Raw genomic sequence first — 13,017 nt, 5'->3', positions numbered from 1 at the left:
TTCCACGGGCACCAAACGGGTGACTCCCACCGCATCAGCACGGTGACCTGCGATCATCCGGCCCGACGATGTTGTTTGGGACGAGATCGTTTCTCGACGTACATCCGTTCGTCAGCGGATTTCAACACTTCGTCCGCCGTCATTCCACAGTGTGCCCATCCGATGCCGAAGCTGGCCCCGACCCGCACCGCGCGGCCCTCGGCCCGGATCGGCTGGATGATCTCGTTGCGCAGCCGTACGGCGAGGTCCTGGGCGTCGGCGCGGCCGAGGCCGTTGGCGAGGATGACGAACTCGTCACCGCCGAGCCGGGCCACCGTGTCGCCGTCGCGCACGCCGTTGCTGAGCCGCCGGGCCACCTCGATGAGGACGGCGTCGCCCGCGTTGTGCCCGAACCGGTCGTTGATCGACTTGAAGCCGTCGAGGTCGCAGAAGAGGACCGCGAGCCCCTTGGCGCCGTCGTCCCGGTCGTCCTCGGGGGCGATGGTGTGCACATGGTGGTCGTAGGTGTCGTACGCCGGCACGTCCGGCTGGAAGTCGAAGCCGTGGCCGCCGACGTCGTACGCCGGGTGCCCGTAGGCCGCGTCCAGGGAGTCGAGCTCCGCGTGCGCCGACTGGGGGCGCCGGCACAGCCGGGCGGAGAGGCGGGCGCGCAGCTCCGCGGAGTTCGGCAGGCCGGTGAGGGAGTCGTGGGAGGCGCGGTGGGCGAGGTGGAGCTCGCGGCGCTTGCGGTCCTCGATGTCCTCGACGTGGGTGAGCAGGAAGCGCGGGCCGTCGGCGGCGTCGGCGACCACGGAGTTGCGCAGCGACACCCAGACGTAGGTGCCGTCGCGGCGGCCCAGGCGCAGCTCGGCGCGGCCGCCCTCGGCGGAGGTGCGCAGCAGGGTGCCTACGTCCTCGGGGTGGACGAGGTCGGAGAAGGAGTAGCGGCGCATCGCGGAGGCCGGGCGGCCCAGCAGGCGGCACAGGGCGTCGTTGGTGCGCAGGATGCGGCCGTGCTGCTCGCCGCCCATCTCGGCGATGGCCATGCCGGAGGGGGCGTACTCGAAGGCCTGGCGGAAGCTCTCCTCGCTGGCGCGCAGGGCCTGCTGCTCGCGCTCCAGGCGGACCAGGGCGCGCTGCATGTTGGCGCGCAGCCGGGCGTTGCTGATCGCGATGGCGGCCTGGAAGGCGTACATCTGGAGCGCCTCGCGCCCCCAGGCGCCGGGCCGCCGGCCGTTGCGCGGCCGGTCCACCGAGAGCACGCCGAGCAGCTCGCCGCGCCGGCCGTCCGGCGCGCCGGGGGTCCACATGGGCGCGAAGAGCCGGTCGGAGGGGTGCCACTCGTCCTCGAAGCGGGGGGCGGGCCCGTCGGTGTACCACTGCGGGACGTCGTCGTCGTCGAGGACCCAGCCCTCGGTGTGCGGGATGAAGACGAGGTCGTCCCAGTGCTCGCCCATCCCCAGCCGGCGCTCCCAGGAGTCGCGGGAGCCGACACGGCCGGTGATGAGCGCCTCGGCCGCGGAGTTCCCGGCGAAGGCGGCGACGACGAGATCGCCGTCGGGGCGTACGAGGTTCACGCACGCCAGCTCGTAGCCGAGGCCGTTCACCACGCCGTCGGCGACGGTCTGCAGCGTGTCCGCCAGGCTGCGCGCGGTGTTCATGTCCGCCATGACCTGATGCAGTTGTCGCAGGGTCGCAAGGCGGACGTACGGCTCCGACTCGGTCTCCATGCTCGCCCTCCCCCCGAGACCTCGCAGCGAATCCAGGGTTCTCATCGGCGTATCGTCTGTGCAGCGTCCCCGCCACTGAATCACAGCGCGAAGCCCACTCGGTACACAGGGTCAACAATTCAGGGCCCTTGTGACTCAAGTCACAGGCAAACCTGAACAATTGAGTGAAGATTCCGCGCTTTACCCGCGCTTTTTCCGATCGCAAATGGTGTGGATGTGTGGACATGATGCACGAGAAGGACCCGTGACACGCCCGGAACGGGGGGAGAGCGGTCCGCCGCTGGTCCTAGGACCGGGCTCGGGCGGAGGCCCGATGCGGCCGGTGCTGGCCGGTGGTTAGCGTTTCGTGTGTGCTGAACTCTTCTTCCCCGCCCGCCTCCCCCGTCCGGCTCTCCCCCGCCGTCCCGGTCCCCGCCGCCCCGGCCGCCGGCGGGCATCCTGAGGGGGTGACCAACGACGAGTTCCGCGCCGCGATGGCCCGGCTGGCCGCGGGCGTGGTCCTGGTGACCGCGCAGGAGCCGCCGCTCGACCCGGACGACCCGGGGGCGCCCGCCGGCGAGGACGTGGGCATGACGGCGACGGCGTTCCTGTCGGTGTCCCTGGACCCGCCGCTGGCCATGGTCAGCCTGCGCGCGGGTTCCCGCATGGACGACCTGCTCGCCGAGCAGCCGCTGTGGGCGGTGTCCGTGCTGGCGGAGAGCCAGCGCCACATCGCCGGCCGCTTCGCCATGAGGGGGCGCATCAGCGACCGCCTGCTCTTCGAGGACATCTCCTACGTCCGCGGCGAGGTGTCCGGCGCCCCGCTGGTGGGCGGCGCCCTGGCCACCCTGGAACTGCGCAGCGAGCAGCGGGTGACGGCCGGGGACCACACCCTGGTGATAGGCCGCGTCCTGACCGCCCGGGTCCCGAGCGCGGACGGCGGCCCGCTGCTGTACTTCCGGGGCCGCTACCGGCACCTGGGCTGATCCGCGCGGCGCCCGCCGCTTGCTGGGACCCGTCCGGCCGATCATGCCGCGGGCGCGGGGGCCGGCACGCGCACCGGCCGGACGGGTCCTACGTCCAGTTGCGGCCGGAGCGGCCCTGCTTTCTCTCCGAGCGCTGCTTCTTCTCCCGCAGCCGGCGCTCGTTGATCCCGCGCGGGATCCGGGTCGGCCGGCGCGGCCTGGGCGGGGGCGCGGTCGCCTCGGCGAGGAGCGCCGCGAGCCGTACGGCGGCGGCCTCGCGGTTGCGCCACTGGGAGCGGTGCTCGGAGGCGCGGACGCTGACCACGCCGTCGACGAGCCGTCCGGCCAGGCGCTCCAGCGCCCGCTCCTTCCACACCTCGGGGAGCGCCTCGGTCCGCGCCAGGTCGAAGCGCAGCTCCACCTGGGAGTCGCTGGTGTTCACATGCTGTCCGCCGGGACCCGACGAGCGCGAGAAACGCCACATCAGCTCGGCCTCGGGAAGCGAGACGGAGCCGCGGACGACATAGGGACCGGACATGTCCTCCATGTTCCCGGGTCCGTCCGGTCCACGTCATCCGGATTTCGCGGGGCGCGTCCGCCGAGATGCGTAAAAAAGGTAAAGAGATCCGGAACCCCGGGGACCCCCCTTGGCGTTCCTATGGGTGGCGGTAGCTTCGTCCGCACACGTAACGAGGGAAGGGACTCCCAACAATGGCTGTAAGCCTGTCCAAGGGCGGCAATGTCTCGCTCACCAAGGAAGCTCCGGGCCTGACCGCCGTCACCGTGGGCCTCGGCTGGGACGTCCGCACCACCACCGGCACGGACTTCGACCTCGACGCCTCCGCGATCGCCGTGAACCCGCAGGGCAAGGTGTACTCGGACGGTCACTTCGTCTTCTTCAACAACAAGCAGACCCCGGACAACTCCATCGTCCACACCGGCGACAACCGCACCGGCGAGGGCGCCGGCGACGACGAGGCGATCAACGTCAACCTCGCCGCGCTCCCGGCCGACATCGAGAAGGTCGTCTTCCCGGTCTCCATCTACGACGCCGAGAACCGCGGCCAGAACTTCGGACAGGTCCGCAACGCCTACATCCGCATCGTGAACCAGGCCGGCGGCGCCGAGATCGCGCGCTACGACCTGTCGGAGGACGCGGCCACCGAGACCGCCATGATCTTCGGCGAGCTCTACCGCAACGGCGCCGAGTGGAAGTTCCGCGCGGTCGGCCAGGGTTACGCCTCGGGCCTGGTCGGCATCGCCCAGGACTTCGGCGTCAGCGTCTGACGGACACCGCCCCGCGCCCGGACCCCGGCTGCCCCGTGCGGCCGGGGTCCGCGCATGTCCCGCGCCCTCTTTCCCCCGGCGCCGCGGCCGGTCCGCGATACGTTGCCCTGGTGATCCTCGAGCCCCTTCGCGTCGCCCCCGACCACGACCTGCCGGGCGAGTTGCTGACCGAACTCACCGCGCTCTACGCGTCCAACCGCGGCTTCCACGCCCTCAGCGGGGACTTCCCCGACCCGGACGACATCCGCCCGGAGCAGGTGGCGACCGAGCTGGCCGACGAGTTGGCCAGCCCGGACGTGGAGGTGCTGCTCGCCCGCAGCGAGGGCCGGCTGGTCGGCGTCGCCATCACGCTCGCCCATCACCCCGACCCGGCCGACCCGGACCCGTGGATCGGCCTGCTCATGGTGGACGCGGCCGCGCAGCGGCAGGGCCACGGGCGCCGGCTGGCCCGCCTGGTGGAGGAGCGCCTGCGCGCCGCGGGCCGCACCGCCGTACGCCTGGCCGTCCTCGAGAACAACCCCGGGGCCCTGGCCTTCTGGACCGCCCTCGGCTACACGGTCGTCGACCACCGTCCGGACCGCCGGCTCAACCGCCCGTGCGCGGTGCTGCGCAAGGAACTGCGGTGAGACGGCAGCGAGGGGCGCGCCCCGGGGCGGCGGGGCTCAGGGGCGCGCGGCCCGGGGCGGCGGGGCTCGGGGCGGCCCGTCTCTAGGGGTGCGCCGGCTTTCCCTCGCCGTACAGCCAGTTCTTCCAGATGCCGCTGAAGTCCTCGTCCGGTGCCTTCTTCTCCACGTACGCCGTGAACTGCGCGGTGTCCGCGGTGCCGTGGCGGTGGGCGGCGGCCCAGCCCTGGACGATGTCGTAGAAGGTCTCGTCGCCGACCTTCTGCCGGATCTTCTGCAGCACCATCGCGCCGCGGATGTAGACGGGGCTGTCGGAGATGTGCGCGGCGTCGCTCGGCTTCGCGGGCGGGAACGCCCAGACCGCCTTGTTGTCGGCCTCGTCGTCGTAGTGGTCGCCGCGGTAGACGGAGTCGAAGGTCCGCTGGGCGCTGTCGCCGCCGTGGTCCTCCGCGTACAGCCACTCCGCGTAGGTGGCGAAGCCCTCGTTGAGCCACATGTCCTGCCACGTCCTCGGGGTGACGGAGTCGCCGTACCACTGGTGGACGAGCTCGTGGACGAGCGTGGTCGTGTCGGGGGCGCCGGCGAAGACGGGGCGGTTCTGGGTCTCCAGGGCGTACCCGGCGTCATCGGGACGGTCGACGATCGCGCCGGTGGAGGAGAAGGGGTAGGGGCCGAAGTTGGTCTCCGCCCAGTCCATGATCTCGGGGATCTTCGCGAGCACCGCGCGGCTCGCCTTCGCCTGGGTGGGGTCGACGGCCACGTACACCGGCAGGCCGTTCTTCAGCGTGGAGCGGGTGACGGTCCAGCGGCCGATCGCGACGGTGGCGAGGTAGGTCGCCATCGGCTCGGCGGTGTGCCAGTGGAAGGTGGTCCGGCCGCCGCTGGTCGTCTCGCTCTTCAACTCCCCGTTGGAGACGGCGCCCAGGCCCTTGGGCACGGTGACGGTGATGTCGTAGGCCGCCTTGTCGGACGGATGGTCGTTGCCGGGGAACCACGCCATCGACCCCACGGGCTCGCCGAGCGCGAGCGCGCCGTCGGCGGTGCGCAGCCAGCCCTCCTTGGAGCCGTCGGGGTCGGTGAGGGTGCGCGGGGTGCCCGCGTAGCGGACCGTGGCGGTGAACGTCTCGCCCCGGTCCAGCTCGTCGTGCGGGCGGACGGTGAGCTCCTGGCCGGCACGGCTGAACAGGGCGGCCCGGCCCTCGACGGTGACCGAGCCGACCTCCATCCCCGCCAGGTCGAGGTCGAAGGCGGACAGGTCCTTGGTGGCGCGGGCGGTGATCACCGCGGTGCCGGAGAGGCGGTGGCCCTTCGGGTCGTAGGCGAGGGTCAGGCCGTAGTGGGTGACGTCGTATCCGCCGTTGCCCGCCTTCGGGAAGTACGGGTCGCGCACGCCCGCCCCGCCGGGGGTGCCGTGCACACCGCCGCCGCACGCGGTCAGCGCGAGGGCGAGCAGGACGGAGGTGCCGGCTGCGGCCGTGCGGACAACGGGTGCGGATCGGGACACGTGCGTGATCCTATGCGGGGGCGTGACACCATCGCCTGTGTGCTCGACATCGGCTACGCCCTCTCCCCCCGCTTTCCCGACCCGCCGCAGACGGACTACCGGCGCGCGGACGTCCACGCGCTGCGCCACGACCTGTTCAGCGGGGACGTGTACCTCGCCGACACCAAGGCGGACCGGGAGCTGGCCACGGCCTGGGGATGGGTGCCGGTGCTGGACTTCGCGTGGGCGCTGTGCGACATCGTGGAGCGGCTGGACCGGGACCCGGCCGGGTCCCGGGCGTCGCGGCCGCAGCGGGCGGAACTGGACTTCACGGAGTCGACCGACCGGATGCTGTTCGAGCGCCGCTTCGGCTGGGTGGACATCGAGGCCGACTGGATGCCGGCCGAGGAGCCCCCGCTGACCTTCTCCCACGCCGAACTGCGCCGGGAGGCAAGGGACTTCCTGCACGATCTGATCGCCGACCTGTGCGACATGCACGAGGACCTGGCGGAGAACCCGGCCGTCTGGACCCTCCAGGCCCGCTTCCCCCGCCTGCCCTGAACCGGCGGTTCCCCGCGCTGCCCGAACCGGCCTCCGGGCCGCGGGCGCGCCCCGGTACGATCATCCCTCGTGCCTGAGACCATCTCCCGCCATCAGCGTTCCGCCCAGGGCCACTTGAGCCCCGGGGAGCAGCTGCGCACCTACGCCGTCGTCATCCCCGCGAAGAGCGCCCGGGGCATGAAGATGCGCGTCCACGGATTCGGGCGGCTCGGCGGGGAGCTCGGGGACTACCTGGCGCAGAACATCGGTGCCCAGTCCGGCGGGCACGGAAGCGTCGCGGCCGGAGTGCCGGCCACCTCCGGCGCCCTGCTCCTGCGTGTCACCGACCAGCGGGTCGGACTGGTGCACCCGCTGGACGGGACTCCGGTGTGGGAGGTGCCCCGCACCTGGGTGGCCCGGGTCGAGCGCCGTCCCCGGCTGCAGCTCATGGCCCGCTTCCGGCTGCACTTCGCCGACGGCTCCTGGCTCGCCCTGCTCACCATGCGCCGCCGGACGATCGAGCGGTTCCGGTCGGAGATCGGCTGAGAAGGCTCCGGGAGGGCGCTCCGCTCAGCCCTCCACGGCGATCCCCAGCTCCGCCGCCAGCAGCGGTGCCAGGTCCAGGAGCTGGGCCGGGCTGATCACCGCTCCGGCCAGCCGGTCCAACCCGCGCGTGATGTCCAGCGGCGCGGCGTCCCGCAGGTCCACGTCGGTGAGGACCGCCGCGGTGAGGTCCGCGCCCCTGAGCGCGCAGTCCACGAACTCGACCCGCTCCAGCCGGGCTCCGCCGAAGTCCGGCTCGACGAGGACGCACCCCTCGAAGACGACGTCCCTGAGCCGCGCGTCGCGCAGGTTCAGACAGTCGATCTTGCCGCCCCGGATCCACACCCGTTCCAGGACCGCCCCGTGCAGCCGCACCCCGCCGAGGCGGGCGTCGACCAGTTCCACATCGCGCAGGGTCGACTCCGCGAGGTCGGTGCCGACGCCCCGGACGCCGGTGAGGACCGAGTCGAGGAAGCGCGCGTGGCGCAGCGACGTCTCGTCCAGGGCGCAGCCGGTCAGCGCGCAGTCCAGGAAGCGGGCGCCCGCGCCGTCCTGGCCGCCGAGATCGGCCTCCCGGAAGTCCAGTCCGTCGTAGTCCCCGTCCGGGGCCAGCGCTCGGCCGTCGTACGCCGCCAACGGAGGCAGCCGCACCTCCGGCCGCCGCGCCGCCTTCACCGCGGCCCCGCGGCCGCCGCCCGCACCGGTCCCGTTCGCACCCGCGCCGCCGGTCCTGCCCGTCACTCGCCTCGCCATGCGCCCATCCTGCACCCGGCCACTGACAGTCCCGCCGACCTGCGCGGACGACGCACAGAGATGCGGTACGTCCTGATTCATGGTCTTCTGACCAGGTGCCCCTCACCCGAACAGGTGAGCCGGATTCCGTGCACCAAGGTCAGGCGGCCGAGGCGGTGCCGCCGGAGTCCGTGGCCTGAGGCCGGGGGGGAAGCCCGCGAGGGTGGGGAGGGGTCCCTGCCGGGGCCCCTCCCCGTGGGAATCAGCGCAGGCGCCGCGGGTCGACGGCCCAGATGCCGCGCCCGTGCGTGGCCGCGTACAGCAGGCCGTCGGGACCGGTCCGCAGCTGCAGCACCGCGGTGGTCGGCAGGTTCTCGCCCGCCACCTTCCAGCCGGCCGACCCCGGGGTGCGCACCAGCACGCCGAGGTCGGTGCCGAGGACGACCGTCCCGTCCTTCAGCAGCGCCACCGCGTTCGCCGGGACGTCGGGCAGGTTGCCGGAGACGTCCTTCCAGGTCACGCCGCCGTCCCGGGTCTCGAACAGGTGGCCGTAGCCCGCGCCGGGACCCTCCGTCCACTTGCGGGAGAAGCCGTTGACCGCGAGCAGGACGTGGTCGGCGTCCGCCGGGTCGATCGCCAGCCCGGACAGATAGCGGTTGGGCACCGTGCCGTCGGCCGGCAGGGTCAGCTGGTGCCAGCCGGTGCCGTCGGCGTTGCCGACCGCGATGCCCCGGGTGAAGCCCTGGTTGTTGCAGGGGCCGCACCAGGCGGCGTACACCCGGCCGCCGGAGGAGGCGACCGCCGTGGCGGTGTGGCCCGCGCCGAGGTCGAAGGCGCCGGTCCACTCGCTGCCGCTGCGGATCGCCCAGCCCTTGGTGTTGATCCACACGTGCCGGCCGCCGGCGACCCAGGTGTCGCTGTCCTTGATGTCGGCGTTCAGCGGCGCGATGAAGCGGGCCTCGCCGGTGGCGCTGTCGGGCGGAGCGACGGAGTACGAGGTCGCCTTGGACGGGTCGGTGACCCAGCTCCCGTCGTTGACCGCGCAGTTCTGCGTCACCGAGACCGCCAGGTAGACGTACTCCTCGGCGATGTTGCAGCCGTTGCGCGGGTCGGTGATCGTGTCGCCGCCGTCGCCGCCGAAGTTCGAGCCCATCACGCGGTCGCCCGGGCGCAGGACCGACTGGCCGTTGTCCTGCAGGCCGCCGGTCACGGCGACCCCGCGGCCGTCGGTGCCGACGCCGACCGAGTAGTACTGCAGGACGTCCATGGTGCCGTCGTTCAGCGAGGTCCAGTCGGTGGCGTGGCCCTCGGCGTTCGCGCTGCCGTTCAGCGGGCGGCGGAAGGCGCCGCCGTCGTCGCCGACGATCACGTACGGCTTGCCGTGGAAGCTGCCGGTCGTCACCGCGTGCTGGTCGGCGTGCACGGTGGACGGGCAGTCGCCGGACTGCTTGGCCGGGTCGATGGACCAGCACTTGAAGCCGAAGTTCCAGTACGGTCCGGGCACCGTCCAGGACCTGCCGCCGTCCTTGGTCTCGAAGACCTCCTCCAGACCCGCGTACACGTGGTCGGGGTTCTTCGGGTCGACGGTGAGGAACTGGTTGTACCAGGCCTGCACACCGGGCTGGTAGCCGTCGTAGGTGAGCGCCGAGCCGGAGTCCCGCAGCTGCTCGTACCCGGCGATCTTCGTCCACGGGCCGGTCGGTGAGCCGGACTTGGAGACGAAGATGCCCTCCAGACCGCTGTCGGGGTTGGTGTTCATCTGCTCGGGCGACTGGTCGATGGCGTAGTACCGGGAGCCGTCCGCGCTGTGGGCGAAGGTGACGTTGCCGACGTTGTCGCTGTCGCTCGGCAGGTCGCCGAGCCCGGTCACCCGCTCCCAGCCGTGGCTGCCCTTGGTGTAGAAGCCGTTGTAGGTGTCACCGCTGCGCCAGCCGACCGCGAGGACGACCTTCGAGGGGTCCTTCGGGTCGATCGCGATGTCGTTGGCGATGTTCTTGTACGGCGCGTTCGGGTCGGAGGCCTTCGAACCACCCGGGAGGTAGTCCGGGTTGGGCGCGAACTCCTGCTTCCAGGGGCCCTTCAGCGTCCTGGTGGAGTGGCTCCACACCCCGCTCGTGGTGGCCGCCCACACCTTGTCGCCGCCGAAGCGCAGCGCGTGGATCGAGGTCGACTCCAGCTCGTCGCCGCCGACCCGGTCGCGTCGGCCGAACTCGCCGTGCCGGGGGTCGGCGAGGACGTAGACGCCGGTGCCGAGGAAGGAGGTGGCGCTGGTGTTGGCCTCACCCGTCGCGTACCAGAGCCGTCCGCGGCCGTCGAGCTGCAGGTCGCCGGTGGACAGCGCGGGCAGCCGGTCGGAGATCGGGGTCCAGTGGCCGCCGCCGGTCCGCGACCGGAAGACACCGCCGTTGGCCGAACCGGCGTACACATCGCCCTTGTTGTCGGCCGCCAGTCCGGTGACCCGGCCGGACACCCGGCCCGCGCCGCCGCTGGAGTTGGAGTTGATGTCCCGGTAGCGGGGGTCGTCGCTGTCGTAGGGCAGCCGGGTGACGTCCCGCCATCTGCCGTCCGTGTGCGGCAGGTTCTTCAGCGCCGCGTAGGCCGCACCGTAGGCGCCGGGCGCGACGATGCCGGGCGAGGTGCGGGCCTCGGCGTACTGGTCGGCCTGCTCGGCGATCTCCTCGCCCTCGTTGCCCCCCTCGTCGTCGCCCTCCGTGGCGAGGGAAACCCGGCCCGGCTGCTGCTCGTTCAGCCGGGCCTTGTGGTGCTGTGCGCGGACGCCGAAGGGATCGACCCCGCGTCCCGCGGCCTGGGCCTGGGTGATGGTCAGCCCCAGTGCGGCGGTGGTGATGAGAACCGCCGCCGTTCTTTTTCTGCTTCGCCGGCTTGTGGCCGCCATGAAGTGCCCTCCCCTGGGAGCGGTTGCGTGCATGACACACTCGGCACACAGCTTCGACGGGATGGGCGTGACGGGAGACGTCCGTGCGGGCAATCAGAGCGTAAAGTTTCGGCCGTGGCGTGAAAGGCCGTCAGTGACGCCCGGCCACCCGGTCCGCCAGGCGGGCGAGCCTCGACGACCGCGCGCTGTGGGTGAGCAGTTCACGCCGGTCGGCGGTGCGGTAGGTGGCGTACATGCCCCGCACACCCAGCCAGCGCAACGGCTCCGGCTCCCACTTGCGGACCTTGTGGCCGACCCAGGGCAGGCCGGTCAGCTCGGTCGGGCCCGACTGACCGGAATCCAGCTGGACCAGGTCGCGCAGGGTACGGGCGGCGAGGTTGGCGGTGGCGACGCCGGAACCGACGTAACCGCCCGCCCAGCCCAGGCCGGTCGCGCGGTCCAGGGTGACGGTCGCGCACCAGTCGCGCGGCACGCCGAGGACACCCGACCAGGCGTGCTCGATCCGCACCCCGGCCAGCGCGGGGAAGAAGCCGACCAGGATCTCCCGGAGCGCCTCGACCGTCGCCTCCTGGGTGCGGCCGTCGTGGTCGGTGCGCGAGCCGAAGCGGTACGGCACCCCGCGCCCGCCGAGCGCGATCCGGCCGTCGGCGGTGCGCTGGGCGTACATGTAGGCGTGCGCCATGTCGCCGAGGGTCTCGCGGCCCTCCCAGCCGACCGCCGCCCACTGCTCGTCGGTCAGCGGCTCGGTCGCGATCATCGAGGAGTTCATGGGCAGCCAGGTGCGCCTCTGCCCCTTGAGCGACGCGGTGAAGCCCTCGGTGCAGCGCAGGACGTAGGGCGCCCGGACGGTGCCGTAGGGGGTGACCGCGTGCTTCGGGCGGATCTCCGTCACCGGCGTCGACTCGTGCAGGGTGACGCCGAGCGCCTCCACCGCCGCGGCGAGGCCCTTGACCAGCTTCCCCGGATGCAGGCGGGCCCCGTGCGGGGTCCAGGTGGCGCCGACGGCACCGGCGACGCGGACGCGCTCGGCGGTCTCGCGGGCACCGTACAGCTCGCGGTCCTTCTCGCCGTACGACAGCTCGTGCTCGTGGAAGGCCTTCAGGCGGGCCAACTGGGCCGGTGTCCGCGCCACTTCCAGGACGCCGCCGCGGTGCACGCCGGCGTCGACGCCTTCCTCGGCGGCGGCTCGGATCACCTCGTCCACGGTGTCGTTCATCGCCCGCTGGAGCCGTACGGCGGCCTCGTGGCCGTGCAGCCTCGCGTACCGGTCGCGGCCCGCGACGCCGTTGTAGAGCCAGCCGCCGTTGCGGCCGGAGGCGCCGTAGCCGCAGAACCGCTGCTCCAGAACGGTGATCCGCAGGAAGGGCGCCGCCTTCTTGAGGTAGTACGCGGTCCACAGTCCCGTGTACCCGCCGCCGACGATCACCACGTCGGCGCTCGCGTCACCGGTGAGCGGCTCCCGCACCGCCGGGAGGCCGTCGTCCGCGAACCAGAAGGAGATGCCGCCGTTGACGGGGCCGTGTGCCGCGCTGCTCATGGCCGGACGTTAACGCCTCAGGACGGCCAGTGTCTCCTTCGGATTCCATGCTTCTCCACGGCCCTTGACCAGCGGATGGCAGCCCAGTCCGAGCAGCACGGCGGTCACGTGCCCCAGATCGGTGAAGGTGCGCCCGGTCAGCAGCGGCACCCCGTAGCCGGCCAGCACCACGGCCGCGTACAGGTACCGCCAGGGCGTGGCGATCCGGTACGTCAGCACGCCCATCACCCCCGCCAGCGCGTAACTCACGCCCACGTCCAGGGTGTTCACGGCGCCCACCGGCGCCACGCCGCCGCGGACCGCCCACAGCAGCGCGCCCTCGCTGATCAGCGTGGCCAGGGCGTGCGCCGCCACGCACACCAGCAGCCAGCGCAGGGTGCCCAGCCAGCGCTCGGCCTGCGCGTGGAAGACCGTGTAGAGCGCCGCGTACGGCAGCCAGTGGCCGCTGTCGATCCACATGGCACTGGCGACCAGCACCCGCACCGGATTGTTCGACAGCTCGCGGATGTTGGTCGAGCGCTGCCGCAGGAACTGGTCCTCGAACTCGGGCGGCATGTGGTGCAGCGCGACGGTGGTGACGAACAGGATCAGCAGCCACACGTAGGTCCCCGGGGCGCTGCGGACGTACCGCGCCACGGCCCCGGTCCCACGCCGTATCCGGATGAACCCGTTCATAGTGCAAGTACCGCCGGGCCCGGCCGGCCGCTGCCGCGGCGTCCTGAG

12 protein-coding genes are annotated in these 13,017 nt (G+C 72.4%); 5 read left to right on the top strand and 7 right to left on the bottom strand.

Annotation, left to right across the window (positions count from 1 at the left end; all coding sequences use genetic code 11):
• Positions 1-53: 53 nt before the first annotated feature.
• On the bottom strand, positions 54-1,709 hold the full coding sequence (cdgB, locus tag ACIQ9G_RS23850; protein ID WP_403612911.1) for a diguanylate cyclase CdgB: 1,656 nt from the start codon (positions 1,707-1,709) through the stop codon (positions 54-56).
• A 350-nt stretch (positions 1,710-2,059) separates the two neighbouring features.
• On the opposite strand from cdgB, the gene ACIQ9G_RS23845 reads away from it, so the two are divergent.
• Positions 2,060-2,674 (top strand): flavin reductase family protein, encoded by a 615-nt coding sequence (locus tag ACIQ9G_RS23845; RefSeq protein ID WP_403612908.1) that lies wholly within the window; start codon positions 2,060-2,062, stop codon positions 2,672-2,674.
• 88 nt (positions 2,675-2,762) lie between these two features.
• Here the strand turns inward: ACIQ9G_RS23845 and arfB are convergent, their stop codons facing one another.
• Positions 2,763-3,200, bottom strand: a complete 438-nt coding sequence (gene arfB / locus ACIQ9G_RS23840) for an alternative ribosome rescue aminoacyl-tRNA hydrolase ArfB (RefSeq protein ID WP_403612905.1) — start codon at positions 3,198-3,200, stop codon at positions 2,763-2,765.
• A 164-nt stretch (positions 3,201-3,364) separates the two neighbouring features.
• Here arfB and ACIQ9G_RS23835 point away from each other — a divergent pair, with 164 nt between their 5' ends.
• Positions 3,365-3,940: a TerD family protein gene (locus ACIQ9G_RS23835; RefSeq protein WP_403612902.1), complete on the top strand. Its 576-nt coding sequence runs from the start codon at positions 3,365-3,367 to the stop codon at positions 3,938-3,940.
• A 110-nt stretch (positions 3,941-4,050) separates the two neighbouring features.
• A complete protein-coding gene (locus ACIQ9G_RS23830) occupies positions 4,051-4,566 on the top strand; it encodes a GNAT family N-acetyltransferase (RefSeq protein ID WP_403612899.1) in 516 nt (171 codons plus the stop codon).
• A gap of 82 nt (positions 4,567-4,648) precedes the next feature.
• Here ACIQ9G_RS23830 and ACIQ9G_RS23825 read toward each other — a convergent pair whose 3' ends face one another.
• Entirely contained in the window at positions 4,649-6,067 is a 1,419-nt protein-coding gene (locus tag ACIQ9G_RS23825; protein WP_403612896.1) for a M1 family metallopeptidase, read from the bottom strand.
• A 39-nt stretch (positions 6,068-6,106) separates the two neighbouring features.
• Here ACIQ9G_RS23825 and ACIQ9G_RS23820 point away from each other — a divergent pair, with 39 nt between their 5' ends.
• Positions 6,107-6,607 carry a hypothetical protein gene (locus ACIQ9G_RS23820; RefSeq protein ID WP_403613772.1) on the top strand — a complete coding sequence of 167 codons (501 nt, stop codon included), beginning with the start codon at positions 6,107-6,109 and terminating at the stop codon, positions 6,605-6,607.
• Positions 6,608-6,676: 69 nt separating this feature from the next.
• Positions 6,677-7,132, top strand: coding sequence for a hypothetical protein (locus tag ACIQ9G_RS23815; protein WP_403612893.1), 456 nt, complete (start codon positions 6,677-6,679; stop codon positions 7,130-7,132).
• A gap of 24 nt (positions 7,133-7,156) precedes the next feature.
• Here the strand turns inward: ACIQ9G_RS23815 and ACIQ9G_RS23810 are convergent, their stop codons facing one another.
• The 4 genes from ACIQ9G_RS23810 to ACIQ9G_RS23795 all read right to left on the bottom strand — a co-directional run bounded on the left by ACIQ9G_RS23810 (position 7,157) and on the right by ACIQ9G_RS23795 (position 12,969).
• A complete protein-coding gene (locus ACIQ9G_RS23810) occupies positions 7,157-7,882 on the bottom strand; it encodes a pentapeptide repeat-containing protein (RefSeq protein ID WP_403612891.1) in 726 nt (241 codons plus the stop codon).
• Between the two features lie 241 nt (positions 7,883-8,123).
• Positions 8,124-10,757, bottom strand: a complete 2,634-nt coding sequence (locus ACIQ9G_RS23805) for a glycosyl hydrolase (RefSeq protein ID WP_403612888.1) — start codon at positions 10,755-10,757, stop codon at positions 8,124-8,126.
• A gap of 130 nt (positions 10,758-10,887) precedes the next feature.
• The gene (locus ACIQ9G_RS23800; RefSeq protein ID WP_403612885.1) at positions 10,888-12,294 is read right to left on the bottom strand and encodes an NAD(P)/FAD-dependent oxidoreductase; all 1,407 of its coding nucleotides are present in this window, start codon (positions 12,292-12,294) and stop codon (positions 10,888-10,890) included.
• A 9-nt stretch (positions 12,295-12,303) separates the two neighbouring features.
• Positions 12,304-12,969 carry a rhomboid-like protein gene (locus tag ACIQ9G_RS23795; protein ID WP_403612882.1) on the bottom strand — a complete coding sequence of 222 codons (666 nt, stop codon included), beginning with the start codon at positions 12,967-12,969 and terminating at the stop codon, positions 12,304-12,306.
• Positions 12,970-13,017: the final 48 nt, after the last annotated feature.

This window comes from Streptomyces sp. NPDC096152 (assembly GCF_044763235.1).
Classification (GTDB): Bacteria; Actinomycetota; Actinomycetes; order Streptomycetales; family Streptomycetaceae; genus Streptomyces.
The sequence above is the reverse complement of the archived record's forward strand: the minus strand, read 5'-3'. Positions and strand labels throughout refer to the sequence as shown.